Source organism: Alcanivorax sp. VBW004 (assembly GCF_009718865.1).
Lineage (GTDB): Bacteria > Pseudomonadota > Gammaproteobacteria > Pseudomonadales > Alcanivoracaceae > Alcanivorax.
The window spans coordinates 1444416-1463325 of sequence record NZ_WNHC01000001.1 but is presented as its reverse complement, the minus strand read 5'-3'; the positions used below and the strand labels follow the sequence as shown (position 1 = coordinate 1463325).

Genomic DNA, 18910 nt, shown 5'->3' with positions numbered 1-18910 from the left:
GTATCTTTTAACAGGCGCAAATAACAGGCGCTGTTAACGGAACCGCCCGGAGCACTCTGCTCCGAGCGCTCCCGACGACGATTTATTTCATTTCTGCGTGCAGGTCCTGCAAGCGACGAACCGTGGGTTCACCACTGATCCCCAGCGCCTGACACACCGCATGGGCGGCCGCGATGGTAGTGGTGTAGAACACCTTGTGCTGCAGCGCCGAGCGACGAATCGCGAACGAATCACGGGTCGCCTGCTTGCCTTCAGTGGTGTTCACGATCAGGGCGATTTGGTCGTTCTTGATCATGTCCACAATATGCGGACGCCCTTCCAGCACCTTGTTCACCACCTTCACTTCAAGACCAGCCTCACCCAGCACCTTGGCGGTGCCTTTGGTGGCAACCAGACTGAAGCCGCGCTCGATCAGCATGCGAGCCACTTCCACAGACGCCGGCTTGTCCACTTCACGCACGGAAATAAAGGCCGTACCGGATTCCGGCAGCTTTTCGCCGGCACCCAGGGATGCCTTGCCAAAGGCTTCCGCGAAAGTCGCTCCCACACCCATGACTTCCCCGGTAGATTTCATTTCCGGGCCCAGGATCGGATCAACTTTCGGGAATTTGGCGAACGGGAACACCGCTTCTTTCACAAAATAGTGCTGCGGTTTGACCTCTTTGGTGAAGCCTTGTTCCTTGAGACTGGTGCCTGCCATACAGCGGGCGGCCACTTTCGCCAGAGACACGCCAATACACTTGGACACATACGGCACTGTCCGGGAGGCGCGCGGATTCACTTCCAGCACATACACCTCACCGCTTTTCACGGCGAACTGCACATTCATCAAACCGACCACACCCAGCTCCAGCGCCATATCGGCAGCCTGCTGACGCATCACGTCCTGGACATCGTCATCCAGCGAGTACGGCGGCAGGGAGCAGGCGGAGTCACCGGAGTGCACGCCGGCCTGTTCGATGTGCTGCATGATGCCACCGATAACCACATCGGTACCGTCACACACCGCATCCACATCCACTTCGATGGCATCGTCCAGGAAGCGATCCAGCAGCACCGGCGAATCATTGGACACCGACACGGCATTCATCATGTAGTTACGCAGTTCTGCTTCGCTGTACACGATCTCCATGGCGCGACCACCCAACACATAGGAAGGACGCACCACCAGCGGATAACCGATTTCTTCCGCCAGACGCACACCATCTTCCATGGAACGGGCGGTGCGATTGGGCGGCTGCTTCAGGCCAAGCTTGTTGACCATCTGCTGGAAGCGCTCGCGATCTTCCGCTTCGTCAATGGCATCCGGCGGGGTGCCAATAATGGGCACGCCGGCAGCCTGCAGGGCACGGGCCAGCTTCAACGGGGTCTGCCCGCCGTACTGGACGATCACACCCTTGGGTTTTTCTTTCGCCACAATGGCCAGCACGTCTTCCAGCGTAATCGGCTCGAAGTACAGGCGATCGGAGGTATCGTAATCGGTGGACACGGTTTCCGGGTTACAGTTGACCATGATGGCTTCGTAACCGTCGTCCTTCATGGCAAACGCCGCGTGCACACAGCAGTAATCGAACTCGATACCCTGGCCGATCCGGTTGGGGCCACCACCGATGACCATGATCTTGTCACGGTCGGTGGGATTGGCCTCACACTCTTCATCGTAGCTGGAGTACATGTAGGCCGTATCCGTGGCGAATTCCGCCGCGCAGGTATCCACCCGCTTGTAGATCGGCAGCACACCCAGCTCTTCACGCTTGCCACGTACATCCGCTTCCTTCACGCCCAGCAACTGCGCCAGGCGGGCATCGGAAAAGCCCTTGCGCTTGAGCGCATACAGACTGTCGCGGGTCAGGCCGCTGAAAGTGCTGTCGGCCAGCTGTTGCTCGGCACGAATCAAATCTTCGATCTGTACCAGGTACCAGCGATCGATCTTGGTGATGTTGAACACGTCGTCCACGGTCATACCGACACGGAACGCATCGCCAACAATCCAGATGCGCTCCGGGCCCGGCGTGGACAGCAACTGCGCCACCTGCTCACGGGCATCCGGCGCCGCCGGGTCCACATGGGGATCAAAACCGATGGACTCGGTTTCCAGACCACGCAGCGCTTTCTGTACCGATTCCTGGAAGTTACGGCCAATGGCCATCACTTCACCCACGGACTTCATCTGGGTGGTCAGCACCGCATCCGCTTCAGCAAACTTCTCGAAGTTGAAGCGCGGGATCTTGGTAACCACGTAATCGATGGACGGCTCGAAGGAGGCCGGGGTCTTGCCACCGGTGATCTCATTCTGCAGCTCATCCAGGGTGTAACCCACCGCCAGCTTGGCAGCCACCTTGGCGATCGGGAAGCCAGTGGCCTTGGAGGCCAGCGCCGAGGAACGGCTCACCCGCGGGTTCATCTCGATCACCACCATGCGACCGTTGTCCGGGTTGATGCCGAACTGCACGTTGGAACCACCGGTTTCCACGCCAATTTCACGCAGCACCGCCAGAGAGGCGTCGCGCATGATCTGCAGCTCTTTATCGGTGAGCGTCTGCGCCGGCGCCACGGTGATGGAGTCACCAGTATGCACGCCCATGGGGTCAAAGTTCTCGATGGAACAGACGATGATGCAGTTGTCCTTTTTGTCACGGACCACTTCCATCTCGTATTCTTTCCAGCCCAGCAGGGACTCGTCGATCAACAACTCGTTGGTGGGCGACAGGTCCAGACCACGCTGGCAGATTTCCTCGAATTCTTCCCGGTTATACGCAACACCACCGCCGGAGCCACCCATGGTGAAACTGGGGCGGATAATGCAGGGAAAACCCAGGTCTTCCAGGGCCGCGCTGGCTTCTTCCATGTTATGGGCAATGGCAGAACGCGGACATTCCAGGCCGATGGCTTTCATGGCCTTGTCAAAGCGAGAGCGATCTTCCGCCTTGTCGATGGCATCTTCAGTGGCGCCGATCATTTCCACGCCAAACTCTTTCAGCACCCCATTGTGGTCCAGGTCCAGGGCACAGTTCAGTGCGGTCTGGCCACCCATGGTGGGCAGCAGCGCGTCCGGGCGCTCCTTCTCGATGATCTTGGCCACGGTCTGCCAGGTAATCGGCTCGATGTAGGTCGCATCCGCCATGGCCGGATCGGTCATGATGGTGGCCGGGTTGGAGTTCACCAGGATGACCCGGAAACCCTCTTCCCGCAGCGCCTTACACGCCTGCGCACCGGAGTAGTCAAACTCACAGGCCTGGCCGATCACAATCGGGCCAGCGCCAATAATGAGGATGCTTTTTAAATCACTTCTTTTCGGCATAGTCACTAACCGTCAGACGTTAATTTCAATTGCCAGGGCGTCAGACGTGGAACGTCGGACGTCGGACGCTTATTTTGCTTGCATGAGCTCGATGAAATGATCGAACAGCGGCGCGCAGTCTCGCGGCCCCGGGCTCGCTTCCGGGTGCCCCTGGAAGCTGAAGGCCGGCACATCGGTGCGCTCGATGCCCTGCAAGGTGCCGTCAAACAGTGACACGTGGGTCACTTTCAGGTTGTCCGGCAAGGTATCGATATCCACCGCGAAACCGTGGTTCTGGCTGGTGATCATCACCGTGTCATCCGCCAGGGTTTTCACCGGGTGGTTGGCGCCATGATGGCCAGTAGCCATCTTCATGGACTTGGCACCACTGGCCAGTGCCAGCAATTGATGACCCAGGCAGATACCGAACACCGGCAACCCGGTGGCAACGATCTCCTGGATCGCGGCGATGGCATAGTCGCAAGGCTCCGGGTCACCCGGGCCGTTGGACAGGAAGACACCGTCCGGCTTCATGGCCAGCACCTCGGACGCGGGCGTCTGGGCCGGCACCACGGTGAGCTTGCAGCCACGCTCGGCCAGCATGCGCAGGATGTTGCGCTTGACGCCGTAATCGTAGGCCACCACATGAAAGCGGGTCTCGCCCTGTTCGGTATGACCTTTCTCAAGGTCCCAGGTGGACTCGGTCCAGCTGTAGGGCTCGGCAACGGTCACTTCCTTGGCCAGGTCCATGCCTTTCAGGCCGGGAAACCCCTTGGCCGCCGCCAGCGCCTGCGCTTCATCCACATTGTCGCCGGCCAGAATGCAACCATTCTGGGCACCCTTGTCACGCAGAATGCGTGTCAGGCGGCGAGTGTCGATATCGGCGATGGCAACGATGTTGCGCTCACGCAGGTAGTCCGGAAGAGTTTGCTCACTACGCCAGTTGCTCACTGTCATGGCCAGATCACGAATCACCAGGCCCGAGGCCCAGATTCGGGAGGACTCTTCGTCCTCGGCAGTGACGCCAGTGTTACCAATATGCGGATAGGTAAGGGTTACAATCTGTTTGGCATAGGAAGGATCCGTCAGGATTTCCTGATAGCCAGTCATGGCGGTGTTAAACACCACCTCACCCACGGTTTCACCCGTGGCACCGATTGCAACACCCCGAAAGATGCTTCCGTCTTCAAGAGCGAGAATGGCGGGAACCGTCAACGCAACCTCCAGGCTGATAGGGAATAGGGAGATCTGCGGCGGGTGCGCTCGCAAAAAAGCGAGATGGATTCCTCCACCTCGCTTTTTCTAAATTCTTCATTCGGCGCCCCGCACGCCCATCACGGGCTGCGCGCTATTTTAGGGCTTTGTGGCCCCGCTGTCACGCGGCAATCCCGATGATAGACCAGTGGCAGGCCTGGCAGTCGGCTAGGCCTTGCCCCAACCGGCGCTTTCCCCGGCCAGCCCGAGCACATCCTGCATGTCGAACAGGCCCTTGTCATGGCTGCCCAGCCAGGCTGCTGCCCGCACCGCGCCACGGCCGAACGACATACGGCTGGAGGCCTTGTGGGTAATTTCCACGCGCTCGCCTTCCGCCGCGAACATCACCGTGTGGTCGCCGACGATATCGCCAGCGCGAATGGTCTCGAAACCGATGGTGTGGCGCTCACGCTCGCCGGTGCGACCTTCGCGGCCGTACACAGCACACTCGTTCAGGTCACGCCCCAGGGTCTGGGCGACCACTTCGCCCATGCGCAGCGCCGTGCCAGACGGCGCATCGATCTTGTGCCGGTGATGAGCCTCGATCACTTCGATATCCACTTCATCACCCATGATCTGGGCCGCGGTTTCCAGCAGCTTGAAGCACAGGTTCACCCCGATGGAATAATTCGGCGCAAAGCAGATGGCGATATCGTCACTGGCGGCGCGCAGGGCCGCTTTCTGGGCATCATCCAGCCCGGTGGTGCCGATCACAAGCTTGGTACCCGCCGCGCGACAGACCTCAAGATTCTTTACCGTGGCTTCCGGCACAGTGAAGTCGATGAACACATCCGCATCGTTCACCACCTTGCTCAAATCATCCGCCAGCAACACACCACTACTGCCCTGGCCCACCAGCTCACCAGCATCCGCACCGATCAGGCTGGAGCCGGGCACATCCACCGCCGCCGCCAGCCTCGTATCCGGGTTGGCCAGCGTCGCCTCGATCAGAATACGGCCCATGCGACCGGCGGCGCCGATAATACCTACTTTCATGGTGTCTCCTTGATTAAAAGCGGGACGGCGAACGCCAGAGGCCTCACGCCCCACCCGCCCCGGACAGGAACGGGTAAAGCGCCAGGCCTCTGGCGTCCGGCATCAAGCGGATTATTCTACCAGAAAGGGCGGCAGGGTCACCGCGTAGAGATTGGTGTTTTCCTTGAGCATAAACTTGCGCCGCTTTCGGTCGAAGCGCTTGAAGCTCATGCCGCTATCACGCCAGGCCAACACCTCCTGTAACCGCTTGCGGGCATAGGCGCGGTCGAGCCACTCCATGGAAAAACCCGCAGGCAGCTGGGCCGCCACCTGCAACTGGGCCAACGCTGGTTTCAGCGCCTCTTCCTGATAGGTATAAAGCAGACTGTTAGCGTATTCATAGCGGACAATCGCCAGATCCTTTTCTTGCCTGAGTGCGGTCTCGAACGGCTGAATGGCATCATTACTGTCCGCCGCCAGCGTCAGTTTGCCCGCCGTTTTTCCCACCCGGCGCAGCACGTTGGCCTCAAACGCCGCACTCAACGACAACGCCAACGGGTGATCCGGCGCCACCGCCAGCATTTCCGTGGCCGCATTGATCACCATGGCGGCGTAATTGCGTTGCAAGGTGGCCGGCACGGACTCATCTTCTGCCAGCCGCGCCACCGCATAGCCAAACCCCAGCCGCATCATGCAGTAATCCGCAGTCAGCGCCTTGTCACCGGGCAACACCGCCATGTTTTCACCAAACCAGGCCATGTCATTGATGGCTTCCTGCAACAGCTGCTGCTTCTGCTCATGAGTGGGCGCCAGATAGGTGGCATACACAATTTGCGCCACCACCGCCGGCACCCGGGCGTAGCCGCCGTAGCGACGCCCAAGATCCCGGGCGTGGCGAAAATCACCCCGAAAAAAAGCCTGCCAAACTTCCAGCACATTGCGGCTATGCTGCTCCCAGTCGTCATCCTGATAACGCAGATCCCGATACAAATTCGGGAAGCGCTGATAGCGGGCCTGCAGGTAACCGGCCGAGGGGTACGGCAGGCGCAGCCCACGCATAAACTGATTCCAGTTGGCGCGGATTTCTTCCACCGTGAAGGTATAAGGAGCCGGGTCGAAAGGCGCAGGCTGCCAGTCGGCATGCAACACTTGCGGGTTCGGCACCAACGGCGCCTTCTGGGAAAAGGTAGCGCGGACGCGCTCGTAGGCCTGATCCACCGGTGCGCACACCGCAAGGACAGGTGCACAGCACAACACCGCCCCCAGCACACACGCCAGTCGCCGTGAACTCATATTTGCCTCTGATTATTGTTGTTTTTATGCACAATATCGCAAGGCTGTTCACAGCGGCAATGAACCTGATCAAATTCCATACTATTGGCTGAGGGCCGCGGTGCGCGGCACACGACCACAAAAAAGCCCGGCATGATTTCTCATGCCGGGCTTTTTTAAGCGGACCAGAACGCTTACTTGGTATCGAAAAACCGTTTAACGCCTTCGAACCAGCTGCTCTTGCGTGGGTTGTGGCGGTTACCGCCACTCTCCAGGGACTCCTGGAATTTGCGCAACAACTCTTTCTGCTCACCGGACAGCTTCACCGGGGTCTCGATGACCACCTTGCAGAGCAGGTCACCCGGCGCACCGCCACGAACCGGCGCCACACCCTTGCCACGCAGACGGAAGACTTTTCCGCTCTGGGTTTCCGCCGGCACTTTCAGCTTCACCTTGCCATTGAGGGTGGGCACATCCAGCTCACCACCGAGCGAGGCATCGACAAAACTGATCGGCACTTCGCAGAACAGGTTGTCACCATCGCGCTGGAAGATGTCGTGCTCACGCACGGCCACCTGAACATACAAGTCGCCGGACGGCGCACCATGCATGCCCGCCTCGCCTTCACCGGCAAGACGGATGCGGTCACCGGTATCCACGCCCGCCGGAATCTTCACCGACAGGGTCTTGGTGTTCTGCACCCGGCCCTGGCCACCGCAGTTACCACAGGGATCCTTGATGATCTTGCCTTCACCCTTACAGGTGGGACACGCCTGCTGCACGGTAAAGAACCCCTGCTGCATGCGCACCTGACCGACGCCACCACAGGTGGTACACGCTACCGGCTGACTGCCTTCTTTGGCACCAGTGCCATGACAGACATCACAGCCATCCCAGGTGGGGATACGGATCTTTTCATCGCAGCCGCGCACGGCCTGCTCCAGGGTCAGCTCCAGCGTATAACGCAGGTCTGCACCGCGGGCAGAGCCACGACGTCCGCCGCCGCCACCAAAGATGTCGCCAAAGATATCGCCGAAGATGTCACCAAAACCACCGCCGCCGAAGCCGCCGCCAGCACCGGCACCACCCTGACCGTTAACGCCGGCATGGCCGAACTGGTCATAGGCCGCACGCTTCTGCTCATCGGCCAGCACTTCGTAGGCTTCTTTCGCTTCCTTGAATTTGGCCAGCGCCTCTTCATCATCCGGATTACGGTCCGGATGGTATTTCATCGCCAGGCGACGATAAGCCTTCTTCAAATCCTGCGCGCTGGCATCCTTCGCCGCACCCAGCACTTCGTAATAATCACGTTTGGACATAGATAAGCCTTTGGCTTAGCCAGACGCCCAACGCCGGAGGCCAGACGCAGAAGCCAAAGAGCATCCGCGTCCAACGTCCGGCGTCAGACTTCAGGCGTTACTTACTTCTTCTTGTCGTCGTCGACTTCTTCGAACTCGGCATCGACCACGTCATCGCCTTTCTGCTGCTCGCCGCCTTCGGCGCCGGCAGCACCTTCAGCCTGCTGGGCCTGCTCGGCGTACATCTTCTCGGCCAGCGGTGCAGACACTTCGGACAGCGCCTTGATCTTGGCTTCGATATCGTCCTTGTCGCTGCCCTTGGCGGCTTCTTCCAGCTCGTCCACAGCCTTGGTGATGGACTCTTTCTCTTCGTCGGTGGCCTTGTCGCCGGCTTCCTCAAGAGTCTTGCGAGTCGCATGCACCAGGTGGTCCGCCTGGTTGCGGGTCTGCACCAGCTCTTCGAACTTCTTGTCTTCGTCCGCGTGCGCTTCTGCATCCTGCACCATCTGTTCCACTTCCTCGTCGGACAGGCCGGAGGAGGCTTTAATCTGGATGGTCTGCTCTTTGCCAGTGGCCTTGTCTTTCGCGCCCACATGCAAAATGCCGTTGGCATCGATATCGAAGGTCACTTCGATCTGCGGCATGCCGCGCGGTGCCGGCGGAATGTCTTCCAGATTGAACTGGCCCAGCGACTTGTTTTGCGCTGCTTGCTTACGTTCGCCCTGCAACACATGCACGGTCACGGCGGTCTGGTTGTCGTCCGCGGTGGAAAACACCTGCGACGCATTGGTCGGGATGGTGGTGTTCTTCTCGATCAGCGGAGTCATCACGCCACCCATGGTTTCAATACCCAGGGTCAGCGGGGTCACGTCCAGCAACAGCACGTCGGTCACGTCGCCGCTCAGTACCGCGCCCTGAATCGCTGCACCCATGGCAACCGCTTCATCCGGGTTCACGTCCTTGCGCGGCTCTTTGCCGAAGAACTCGGTAACGCTCTTCTGCACCATCGGCATACGGGTCTGACCGCCCACCAGAATCACGTCGGTGATATCGGCGGTTTTCACGCCCGCATCGGCCAGCGCGGTTTTGCACGGCTCCAGTGAACGGCTCACAAGATCACCCACCAGGGATTCCAGTTTGGCGCGGGTCACTTTCACCACCAGGTGCTTGGGACCGGTGCTGTCTGCAGTGATGTACGGCAGGTTCACTTCAGTCTGCTCGGCAGAGGACAGCTCAATCTTGGCTTTCTCGGCCGCTTCTTTCAGGCGCTGCATGGCCAGCGGGTCGCCGCCCAGATCGATGCCGGAGTCCGCCTTGAACTGATCCGCCAGGAAGTTGATCAGTGCCAGGTCGAAATCCTCACCACCCAGGAAGGTGTCACCGTTGGTGGCCAGCACTTCAAACTGGTGCTCGCCATCCACTTCGGCAATTTCGATGATGGAGATATCGAAAGTACCGCCACCCAGGTCATATACGGCGATGGTGCGATCACCACCTTTCTTGTCGAGGCCATAAGCCAGAGCGGCCGCGGTGGGCTCGTTGATAATACGCTTCACATCCAGGCCCGCGATGCGACCGGCATCCTTGGTAGCCTGACGCTGGGAATCGTTGAAGTAAGCCGGCACGGTGATAACAGCCTCGGTGACGGCTTCACCCAGGTAATCTTCCGCGGTCTTCTTCATTTTCTTCAGCACTTGCGCAGAAATCTGCGGCGGCGCCATTTTCTCGCCTTTCACTTCAACCCAGGCATCGCCATTGTCAGCCTTGGTGATCTTGTAGGGCACCATCTTGATGTCCTTCTGAACCACCTTGTCCTCAAAACGACGGCCGATCAGACGCTTCACCGCGTACAGGGTGTTTTCCGGGTTGGTCACCGCTTGGCGCTTGGCAGACTGACCGACCAGAGTTTCCTTGTCGTCGGTGTAGGCGATGATGGACGGCGTAGTGCGCGCGCCTTCTGCGTTTTCAATAACCTTGGTCTTGTCACCTTCCAGCACGGCCACACAGCTGTTGGTCGTACCCAGGTCGATACCGATAATCTTACCCATAGTCGTTCTATCTCCTTCACACCAGCCGGGACCCTGTCGGCACCCCAGGCAGTTGAATTGTTAATTCGTCTGGCTCCTATATGGCGGTCGTTGCCGGCATTTCAAGGGAGCCTGTTTGATTTTGAGTGCGTCACTTTTGTAACGGCTTTGACGCTGAAACCGGGCCAGGGCCGCAGCCTCAGGCATCCACCCTGATCATCAGGGGGCCTTGCTGACCACCACCCGCGCCGGGCGAATCAGACGGCCATTAAGCTGGTAGCCCTTCTCCAGCACCTCGATCACAGTATTGGGGTCCACATTGGGGACCGGCACCATGGTCATGGCTTCATGCAATTCCGGGTTGAACGGCTCGTCTGCCGGAGCGATCTGCTCCAGGTTGTAGCGGGCAAACGCATCCAGCAGGGATTTCAGCGTTAGCTCGATACCTTCACGGGCGCCTTTCAGGGCCTCGTCCTCGGCATCCAGTGCCGCCAGGCCGCGCTCCAAGTTGTCCGCCACACTCAGCAGATCGCCGGCGAACTTCTCCAGGGCAAACTTGCGGGCATGCTGCACATCCCGCTCGGCACGCTTGCGCACATTCTGGACTTCTGCCTGGGCACGCACATCCGCCTCAGCCAGCGCCTTCTTCACCTTGGCCAGCTCGGCATCCGCCTCAGCCAGCTTCTCTTCCGTGGTGGGTTCTGCCTGCTCAGCGTCGGCGTCTGCAGCAGCCTGCTGCTCTTCCACCGTTTCCAGCTCCGGCTCGGCGCCCTTCTGTTCTTTTTCCTGCTCACTCATTACTCACTCCACATCCCCGAACGGGGCCTTAACTCAGGAAAGCCGGCAAAGATATGGGAACTATCGGGTGGGATTCAAGGGGGAGGAAGGCAGTTGGCAGTGGATAGTGGGCAATTGACAGCGTCGCGGGATACCCCGGTCAGCTTCTGAGGTGCAAGAGGCCGCGCCAAAAGAGCACAAAAACCGGGAAGACGAGCCAACCGAGGGTTTTGCCTTTCAAAACTCGCTTATCGCAACTCGACGCGGCATTTTCGCGCCTCACCAAGCGAAGCGCAGGAACGTCGAAGACGGCCCCGAAGGGGTGAGCGCAGCGAATAACTGGCGCTCCTACAGCGGGTTAAAGCTGGGTCAGCGCTGCCGAGAGGATCTTGGCAGTGATATCCACGGTGGGGATGACCTTTTCATAGTCCATGCGGGTGGGGCCGACCACCGCCAGCACACCCACCGGGCCATTATCCGCCTTGTAGGGCGCGGAAATCAGCGAGTAATCCTCGAACGGCTGGAAGCCGGATTCGCGACCGATAAAAATCTGCACCCCGTCGGCCTTCATGGAGCGCTCCAGCAGATGCAGGATATCGCGCTTGTGATTGAAGGCATCAAACAGGTTTCGCAGCTGGCCCAGGTTTTCCGCCTCGGCGGACTGAATCAGGTTGGACTCCCCGGAGACCACATAATCGGAATCGGGCCGCTCGGTGCGCAGGGCCTTGTCCGCCACCGCCATCGCCGTCTGCATCAGCGCATCCATCTGCTGACGGTCGGCGTTCATGGTGTTCAGCAAACCATCGCAGATACTGTTCAGGTCACAGCCCGCATAGGTGTGATTGATGTAATTGGCCGCCTGGCGCAACTCCACCTCATCGTAATCCCGGTCGGTGTGAATAATGCGGTTCTGCACCTCGGAGCGGTTAATCACCAGCACCACCAGCACCCGCTTGCCCGACAGCGGCAGGAACTCCACCTGCCGCAGCGTTGACACCTCACGTCGCGGGACCGCCACCAGCCCGGCCATGCGCGTCAGCTCGGCCAGGGTTTTTGAGGCCTGGGCGATCAACTCCTGGGAGGACTGCTCCGGCGCCAGCATCTGCCGCAGCTCTTTTTTCAGATGCCGGTGATCCGGGCGCTCCATAACACTGGTCGCCAGCAGCGAATCCACGTACAGGCGATAACCCAGCTCCGTGGGAATACGCCCCGCCGAGGTGTGCGGGCTGCTCAGCACCCCCAGCTCCTCCAGCTCCGACATGATATTGCGCACCGTGGCCGGGCTCACCGTCAGGCCGCTGCCACTGGCCAGCGTCTTCGAGCCCACCGGCTGGCCATCACGGATATGCCGCTCCACCAGCGTCATCAGCAGGCGTTGTTTACGTTCGTTAAGATCCAGCTTTGTCATGGGGGTATATGTACCAGAAAATCACCTCCCTATTATATAGAGAAGCGCAGCCGGGTTTCATTGAGCAGGGGCTTACACTCTCCGCGCGAATCCCCTACCATTAGCCAATACTGTCCATAAGAGCAGTCATCATAACAAGGATGTCATCATGACCGACGAAAACCCGCACAACCCCTACCAGGCCCCGGACAGCACTATCCAGAGCCAGGCAAAGCCCGACACACCGGAACTGGCCAGCCGCCTGTACCGCCTGCTGGGCTCTCTCATCGATGGCCTGGTGCAGTTACTGGTGATCGGCCCGATCATCTATTTCACCGGCATCTGGGACGCCCTGATGCAGGGCAACGGCGACATCAACCTGACCACCAGCATCGGCCTGTTCATCGCCGGGGAACTGATCTTCCTGGCCCTGCAGGGCTGGCTCCTGTTCAACCGCCAGCAAACCATCGGCAAAATAATTCTCAACATGCGCATCGTCGGCATGGAGCAGGACAACGTGCCCGCCGGCAAGCTCTATGGCCTGCGCTATTTTGTTTTCCACGTGCTCGCCCAGCTGCCCGGCATCAACCTGATCATGATTCTCGACCCGTTACTGATTTTCCGGTCCGACCGCCGTTGCCTGCACGACCACCTTGCCGGCACCCAGGTCATACAGACCCAGAGCACCACCGCTTAACAACGATTTTGCCTGTTCCGGAGGAACACCATGCTGACACACTTGAGCGTTCGTCATTTTGCCACCGTTGACCAGCTGGAACTGGAGCCCGAGAACGGGCTCACCGTCATCAGCGGCGAAACCGGGGCAGGCAAATCCGTCATCATCGACGCCCTTGGGCTCACCCTCGGGGATCGCGCTGACTCCTCCATCGTTCGCCACGGGCACGACCGCGCCGAGGTGCTGGCCACCTTTGATGTGAGCAACAACCTGGCCGCCCGCCAATGGCTTGCCGAACGGGAACTGGACGATGAAGAACAGTGCCTGCTGCGCCGCACCGTGCGTGCCGACGGCCGCTCTCGGGCCTACGTAAACGGCACCCCCACCCCGCTGGCGGAAGTCCGCGAGCTGGGCGAGCGCCTGATCAGCATCCACAGCCAGCACGAACATCAGGCGCTGCTGAAAAAAGACGCCCATCGCCAGCTGCTGGACAACTTTGCCGACGCCCGCGACCTGGCCAACAGCGTGCGCGAGCACTGGCGCCACTGGCAGAAAGCCCGCCGCGCCCACGACGAGGCCCTTAATCAGGCCCGCGAACAGAACGAAAAGGAAGAGCTGCTGCGCTTCCAGCTGGAGGAGCTCGATGCCCTCGCCCTGCAAGACGGCGAGCTGGAACAGCTGGAGCAGGAACAGCAGCGGCTGGGCAACGCAGAAAGCCTGATCCGCGTCTGCCAGCAATCCCTGAACGCGCTTTATGAAGGCGAGGACGGCACCTGCAACGACCACCTCAGCCAGGTCAGCCACTGGCTGGATGACGCCCGCAACAACGACGACGGCCTGGGCAGCATTGCCGACACCGTGGAATCCGCCCGTCTGCAAGTGGAAGCCGCCGCCGATGATCTGCGTCATTACCTGGAAAAACTGGATCTGGACCCAGCCCGTCTGATCCAGGTGGAAGAACGCCTGAGCCAGTGCTACACCCTGGCCCGCAAACACCGCATTCGCCCGGAAGAACTGGTGGAGCATCATCGCAGCCTGCTGGCCGAATCCGACGCGCTGGGCAATGTGGATGCCCACCTGCACGCCCTGGCCGAACAGGAAAGCAGCGCCCAGCAACACTACATGGACAACGCCCGCAAGCTCAGCAAGGCCCGCCGCAGCGCCGCCAAGACCCTCAGCCAGCAAGTCCAGAAACAACTCACCGCCTTGGGCATGAAAGCGGCCCAGCTGGATGCTCGCCTTAGTGAGTGCAGCCCCACGCCCGACGGCCTGGAAGAGGTGGAATTCCTGTTTTCTGCCAACCCGGGCCAACCGCTCAAACCGCTGGGCAAGGTGGCGTCCGGTGGCGAACTGTCACGGGTCAGCCTGGCCATTCAAGTGATCTGCGCGCGCAACCTGACTGTACCCAGCCTGGTCTTCGACGAAGTGGACGTGGGCGTGGGCGGCGGCGTCGCCGAGATCGTCGGCCGGCTACTGCGCGAGCTGGGCCTGCACGCCCAGGTGCTGTGCATTACCCACCAGCCACAGGTTGCCAGCCAGGGGCATCAGCACTGGCAGGTACACAAGATTCAGGGGGACGACACCACCCACACCCGCATTCAGGGGCTGGACGAAACCGCCAGAGTAGAAGAGCTGGCGCGCATGCTGGGTGGCGTGGAAATCACCGAATCCACCCGCAATCACGCCAAAGAGATGCTGAGCAAAGCCCAGGCTGCATGACAGGATACGCAGCAGGTTTTACGCAGCAGGCTTCATACCCGCGTGCGGCATGAAGCCTGCTGCGTGAGGCGCCACTATTACTTCTTCGGCTTGACGTACAGCACCAGCGAGTGATCCACGATTTCGTAACCGTGCTCCTCGGCAATGGCATGCTGGCGCTTCTCGATCACGTCATCCATGAACTCCACCACCTGGCCGGTTTCCATGCACACCATGTGGTCGTGATGGTCCTCATCGGCCAGCTCGAATACGGCGGAGCCGCCTTCAAAGTTATGACGCAGCACCATGCCCGCCTGCTCGAACTGGGTCAGCACACGATATACCGTGGCCAGCCCCACATCCTCGCCGGAATCCATCAGTGACTTGTAGATGTCTTCCGCGCTCAAGTGACGCTCTTCAGACTTTTCCAGTTGCTGCAGGATTTTCACCCGCGGCAGGGTCACTTTAAGGCCCGCTTTTCTGAGATCCTGATTATCCAATGCGTATGCTCCATCTGCCAATCAATGGCGGTTTTGAAAAGGGCGGGAAATCTGCACCACCGGGGCACCAGGGCGAACTCATCGCCCCACTGGCTGTCTATGGAACAGGTCCAGACAGCCAGACCGGAGTTTGTCATAGGTTCCCAAGTCTGTATTATCGCCCGAACACTTAGCGAAGTCGAAAATCATGCCCCGCATTCTTGTTTCACTGACACTGATATCTCTTCTGGCCACCGCTGGCTGCAGCTCACTGCGCTTCCCCGGCGTCTATCGAATTGATATTCCGCAAGGCAACTTCGTCACCGAAGACATGCTCAGCGAACTGCAGCCAGGCATGTCGCCGGAGCAAGTGCGCTATGTTCTCGGTGCCCCCACCCTGGTGGACCCGTTCACTCCGGACCTGTGGCTCTATCCGATGACCTACCGACCCGGCAAGGGCGAGAACGTCAGCCAGACCATTTCCGTCCACTTCGAGAACGGCGCCTACAGCCGCTACGAAGGCGAAGTCATCGACGACTTCAAGGCCAAAACGTCCGGCCGCAACGATCTGGAATTACAGCGCAAAGCCGCTGATCGCAAGGATGACGCCGAATAAACGCGCCACCTTCATGGCTGACTGACCACGCCACACAAAAGCCTCTCAGCCCTTGTCTGCAGAGGCTTTTTCTTTCGCTCGTTTCTTGCGATTAAGCTTCGGATCGGCCGTCAACGGGCGGTAGATCTCCACCCGTTCACCCGCCTTGAGTATATGCCCCGCCGGGTTCGCCACCACCTTGCCGAATACCCCCATGGGCGCCTTGCCCAGTTCCAGGTCGGCAAACTGCTCATCGATCCCTGACAACCGCGCGGCCTCCAGCATGGTGGTACCCTCAGGCACATCCAGGCCTATCAAACGCTGCTTTTCCGGCAACGCATAGGTCACTTCCACGTGGATCATGGCATCGCTCACGGTGCAGGCTCCACAGCGGCCGGTGCCGATGGCACCTCATAACCCTCTGAATCATCCGCCGGCTCCGCCACTGGCGCAGGCACTTCGGTTTCGGCCTCCACACCCGGCGCTTGCGATGCCGCCGGCGCAACCGGCTCCGGCTCCTGCACAGGGGCCACCTCATCGGCAGGCGCCACCGCACTCCAGATGGAATACACAAACAAGGCAACCACCGCCGCCGGAGAAAAAATCCGCACCAGCGCGCGCCACACCAGGTACAGCTTGAAGTTCTTGATCCCCAGCTCCTTGCGCGCATGGGTTTCCTTCATCACCCAGCCCGCGAAGATAGCGATCAGCAAGCCACCCAGCGGCAGCATCACCGTGGTGGACAGGAATTCCATATTGTCGAAGAAGGTGCCCGCCAGGAACGTATTGTCCTTCCAGACATTGAAGGACAGCACCGAGCCCACGCCCAGCAACCAGGCCCCCAGCCCGACCACAATAGCGGCCTTGGCGCGGGTCAGCCCCTTTTCCACCAACCAGGCCACCACCGGCTCACCCAGGCTGATGGACGAGCTCCACGCGGCGCACACCACCAGCAGGAAGAACAGGGTGCCGAACAACACCCCACCGGGGATACTGCCGAACGCCAGCGGCAGGGTCACGAACATCATGCCCGGGCCCTGGCCCACTTCCAGGCCCCCGGAAAACAGCAGCGGGAACATGGCCATACCCGCACCCAGCGCCACCAGCGTATCCAGCACCGCAATAATGGCCACGGTAGAGAGAATCGACACCGGCTTCTTCTTGCCGGTTTTCGGGTCGGTCACTTCGCGGGGCATATAGGCCCCATAGGCCATGATCGCCCCCATCCCCAGGCTCAGGGTGAAAAACGCCTGCCCGACAGCCACCAGCACGGCTTTGCCGGTCAGCTTGGAGAAATCAAACGCAAACAGGAAATTCATGCCTTCGCTGAAACCAGGCGTCGTCGCCGCGTACCCCACCAGCACCAGCAGCAGCACAAACAGCAGCGGCATCAGCACCTGCACGGCTTTTTCCAGCCCGCCCTTCACCCCGCGAGCCACCACCACCATGGTGAGCAACATGAACAGGGAGTGGAAACCGAGCATTAACCAGGGGTCGGCCAACATGCTGTCAAAGTGCGCCTCGGACTGGGTGGCCGTGATGCCCTCAAACACGCCACGGGCCGCCTCCCAGGTGTAATACAACGCCCAGCTGGCCACGGCAGAATAAAACGACAGGATCAGAAACGCGGACAGCGCCCCCATAATCCCGATGCCCGCCCAGCGCTGGGTGACCTTGCTCTCGCCGGCAAGCTTGCGCATGGTGTTGATCGGGCTCAGCCCACCCTTGCGGCCCAGCATGACCTCTGCAGCCATGATGGGAATGCCCACCACTGCAATACACAACAGATACAGCAGCACAAAGGCACCGCCCCCGTTTTCCCCGGTGATATACGGGAACCGCCAGATGTTACCCAGCCCCACTGCCGACCCGGTTGCCGCCAGAATAAACACCCAGCGGCTGCCCCATACTCCATGGACCGACTTGTTTTCTTGCTTCATAACACCATTACTCTTGTTCGCGTGGCGGTATTGTCTTTTTTTTGGCAGGGCGGCTCAAGTGACGGCCAGTAACAGCGCAAACGATGGTAAGCAGTCACTCACCCCGCAACAGCCACAGCAGACAAACCGCTATCAGCCACTCACCCCTTGCTCTATAATCGCCGCCCTATGGGAAAAGCCAACAAGAAAGCCAAAGCACCGTCGGCCACCATTGCGCAAAACCGCAAGGCACGCCACGAATATCATCTGGAAGAGCACTTTGAAGCCGGCCTGGTATTGGAAGGCTGGGAAGTGAAATCCCTGCGTGCCGGCAAAGGTAACCTGACAGAAGCCTACGTCTTGCTGAAAAACGGCGAAGCCTTCCTGTTCGGTGCCCGCTTCGAGCCACTCAACACCGCCAGCACCCACGTTAACCCGGACCCGACACGCACGCGCAAACTGCTGCTGCACCGTCGTGAGCTGGGGCGAGTATTTGGCGGCGTACAGAAAGACGGCTTCACCTGTGTGCCGGTGAGCCTGTACTGGAAGAAAGGGTTCGCCAAGTGCGACATCGCACTGGCCAAAGGCAAGCAGAAATTCGACAAGCGCGCCACTGAGAAAGAGCGCGACTGGAATCGCCAGAAGCAGCGCATACTGCGGCAGAGATGACGCCGTAAAGAGGCGTCACGCCCTGCCGCCGGGCACTGTCTCAGGCTGTCTTGATTACGCCGTGTGGCGAGTATTTACATCCTGTGCACGGCTATCGCCACGCAGCTGCCAATACAATTGCAGCCAGGCGCGAAGCACCGCAGGCAGGAAGTAAACGGCGAACAGAATCACCGGAATACGTGCTTCCGGGGTCGCCATATTCACCAGGTAGATACCTGCTGCATACGCAGCCAGCGCAAATACCAATTGCAACGCTCTGTAGAGCAGCGGCTGAGCCTTCAAAGGCGACAGTGCCTTCTCGGAAACTTGCCCTGCTGACCGAAAGATCGTGTTCATCATCCTTCTCCTTCAATGAACGACAATGCTTTGATCAGCGGCCTTCTTGATACGTCAATCTCAAGGCTCGCTGTAAAGCCATTGTGTGGTACACAATATTTGAGCCCGATGCCCTTGGGTCGCTTATGGCTGCCAGCACATCGCTTGCTCAACCTCACCACTGGCCGATGTAACTTTGCCGTGATGACACAGCTATAGTGCGCCCGAAAGATGACAGCACAAGGTTATCAGGTTGGATTGTCGGACAATAAATGGGTATTCAGGTAAC

16 protein-coding genes are annotated in these 18910 nt (G+C 59.8%); 4 read left to right on the top strand and 12 right to left on the bottom strand.

Features of this window, described 5'->3' with window-relative positions; all coding sequences use genetic code 11:
- Positions 1-82 precede the first annotated feature (82 nt).
- The 8 genes from carB to hrcA all read right to left on the bottom strand — a co-directional run bounded on the left by carB (position 83) and on the right by hrcA (position 12291).
- Positions 83-3301, bottom strand: a complete 3219-nt coding sequence (gene carB, locus F1529_RS06650; RefSeq protein ID WP_155133139.1) for a carbamoyl-phosphate synthase large subunit — start codon at positions 3299-3301, stop codon at positions 83-85.
- 69 nt (positions 3302-3370) lie between these two features.
- Positions 3371-4495, bottom strand: a complete 1125-nt coding sequence (gene carA, locus F1529_RS06645) for a glutamine-hydrolyzing carbamoyl-phosphate synthase small subunit (RefSeq protein ID WP_155133136.1) — start codon at positions 4493-4495, stop codon at positions 3371-3373.
- A gap of 207 nt (positions 4496-4702) precedes the next feature.
- Entirely contained in the window at positions 4703-5530 is an 828-nt protein-coding gene (gene dapB / locus F1529_RS06640) for a 4-hydroxy-tetrahydrodipicolinate reductase (RefSeq protein WP_155133133.1), read from the bottom strand.
- A 111-nt stretch (positions 5531-5641) separates the two neighbouring features.
- Positions 5642-6802: a hypothetical protein gene (locus tag F1529_RS06635; protein WP_155133130.1), complete on the bottom strand. Its 1161-nt coding sequence runs from the start codon at positions 6800-6802 to the stop codon at positions 5642-5644.
- A gap of 173 nt (positions 6803-6975) precedes the next feature.
- On the bottom strand, positions 6976-8100 hold the full coding sequence (gene dnaJ / locus F1529_RS06630; RefSeq protein ID WP_155133127.1) for a molecular chaperone DnaJ: 1125 nt from the start codon (positions 8098-8100) through the stop codon (positions 6976-6978).
- Between the two features lie 101 nt (positions 8101-8201).
- Entirely contained in the window at positions 8202-10127 is a 1926-nt protein-coding gene (gene dnaK / locus F1529_RS06625) for a molecular chaperone DnaK (protein WP_155133124.1), read from the bottom strand.
- A gap of 198 nt (positions 10128-10325) precedes the next feature.
- Complete coding sequence (gene grpE / locus F1529_RS06620) at positions 10326-10904, bottom strand: nucleotide exchange factor GrpE (protein WP_007148399.1); 579 nt, start codon at positions 10902-10904, stop codon at positions 10326-10328.
- Positions 10905-11241: 337 nt separating this feature from the next.
- Positions 11242-12291: a heat-inducible transcriptional repressor HrcA gene (hrcA, locus tag F1529_RS06615; protein ID WP_007148673.1), complete on the bottom strand. Its 1050-nt coding sequence runs from the start codon at positions 12289-12291 to the stop codon at positions 11242-11244.
- Between the two features lie 148 nt (positions 12292-12439).
- On the opposite strand from hrcA, the gene F1529_RS06610 reads away from it, so the two are divergent.
- Positions 12440-12967, top strand: coding sequence for an RDD family protein (locus F1529_RS06610; protein WP_155133121.1), 528 nt, complete (start codon positions 12440-12442; stop codon positions 12965-12967).
- Between the two features lie 30 nt (positions 12968-12997).
- Positions 12998-14665, top strand: a complete 1668-nt coding sequence (recN, locus tag F1529_RS06605; RefSeq protein ID WP_155133118.1) for a DNA repair protein RecN — start codon at positions 12998-13000, stop codon at positions 14663-14665.
- Positions 14666-14742: 77 nt separating this feature from the next.
- Here the strand turns inward: recN and fur are convergent, their stop codons facing one another.
- Positions 14743-15144: a ferric iron uptake transcriptional regulator gene (fur, locus tag F1529_RS06600; RefSeq protein ID WP_155133115.1), complete on the bottom strand. Its 402-nt coding sequence runs from the start codon at positions 15142-15144 to the stop codon at positions 14743-14745.
- Between the two features lie 187 nt (positions 15145-15331).
- Here fur and F1529_RS06595 point away from each other — a divergent pair, with 187 nt between their 5' ends.
- Positions 15332-15739, top strand: coding sequence for an outer membrane protein assembly factor BamE (locus tag F1529_RS06595; protein WP_007151389.1), 408 nt, complete (start codon positions 15332-15334; stop codon positions 15737-15739).
- A gap of 45 nt (positions 15740-15784) precedes the next feature.
- Here F1529_RS06595 and F1529_RS06590 read toward each other — a convergent pair whose 3' ends face one another.
- Both F1529_RS06590 and F1529_RS06585 read right to left on the bottom strand, forming a co-directional pair.
- Complete coding sequence (locus tag F1529_RS06590) at positions 15785-16093, bottom strand: RnfH family protein (RefSeq protein WP_007150195.1); 309 nt, start codon at positions 16091-16093, stop codon at positions 15785-15787.
- Positions 16090-17658, bottom strand: a complete 1569-nt coding sequence (locus F1529_RS06585) for a sodium-dependent transporter (protein ID WP_155133112.1) — start codon at positions 17656-17658, stop codon at positions 16090-16092. Before F1529_RS06585 ends, F1529_RS06590 begins: the two co-directional genes overlap by 4 nt.
- 168 nt (positions 17659-17826) lie before the next feature.
- Here F1529_RS06585 and smpB point away from each other — a divergent pair, with 168 nt between their 5' ends.
- The gene (gene smpB, locus F1529_RS06580; RefSeq protein WP_063521317.1) at positions 17827-18306 is read left to right on the top strand and encodes an SsrA-binding protein SmpB; all 480 of its coding nucleotides are present in this window, start codon (positions 17827-17829) and stop codon (positions 18304-18306) included.
- A gap of 54 nt (positions 18307-18360) precedes the next feature.
- Here smpB and F1529_RS06575 read toward each other — a convergent pair whose 3' ends face one another.
- Positions 18361-18642: a hypothetical protein gene (locus tag F1529_RS06575; protein WP_230457732.1), complete on the bottom strand. Its 282-nt coding sequence runs from the start codon at positions 18640-18642 to the stop codon at positions 18361-18363.
- Positions 18643-18910 lie beyond the last annotated feature (268 nt).

Excerpts from the sequence above, each read along its gene's own strand:
- carB (WP_155133139.1), bottom strand. The coding sequence starts at position 3,301 with ATGCCGAAAAGAAGTGATTTAAAAAGCATCCTCATTATTGGCGCTGGC.
- dapB (WP_155133133.1), bottom strand. The coding sequence starts at position 5,530 with ATGAAAGTAGGTATTATCGGCGCCGCCGGTCGCATGGGCCGTATTCTG.
- F1529_RS06635 (WP_155133130.1), bottom strand. The coding sequence starts at position 6,802 with ATGAGTTCACGGCGACTGGCGTGTGTGCTGGGGGCGGTGTTGTGCTGT.
- dnaJ (WP_155133127.1), bottom strand. The coding sequence starts at position 8,100 with ATGTCCAAACGTGATTATTACGAAGTGCTGGGTGCGGCGAAGGATGCC.
- dnaK (WP_155133124.1), bottom strand. The coding sequence starts at position 10,127 with ATGGGTAAGATTATCGGTATCGACCTGGGTACGACCAACAGCTGTGTG.
- grpE (WP_007148399.1), bottom strand. The coding sequence starts at position 10,904 with ATGAGTGAGCAGGAAAAAGAACAGAAGGGCGCCGAGCCGGAGCTGGAA.
- hrcA (WP_007148673.1), bottom strand. The coding sequence starts at position 12,291 with ATGACAAAGCTGGATCTTAACGAACGTAAACAACGCCTGCTGATGACG.
- F1529_RS06610 (WP_155133121.1), top strand. The coding sequence starts at position 12,440 with ATGACCGACGAAAACCCGCACAACCCCTACCAGGCCCCGGACAGCACT.
- recN (WP_155133118.1), top strand. The coding sequence starts at position 12,998 with ATGCTGACACACTTGAGCGTTCGTCATTTTGCCACCGTTGACCAGCTG.
- F1529_RS06595 (WP_007151389.1), top strand. The coding sequence starts at position 15,332 with ATGCCCCGCATTCTTGTTTCACTGACACTGATATCTCTTCTGGCCACC.
- F1529_RS06585 (WP_155133112.1), bottom strand. The coding sequence starts at position 17,658 with ATGAAGCAAGAAAACAAGTCGGTCCATGGAGTATGGGGCAGCCGCTGG.
- smpB (WP_063521317.1), top strand. The coding sequence starts at position 17,827 with ATGGGAAAAGCCAACAAGAAAGCCAAAGCACCGTCGGCCACCATTGCG.
- F1529_RS06575 (WP_230457732.1), bottom strand. The coding sequence starts at position 18,642 with ATGAACACGATCTTTCGGTCAGCAGGGCAAGTTTCCGAGAAGGCACTG.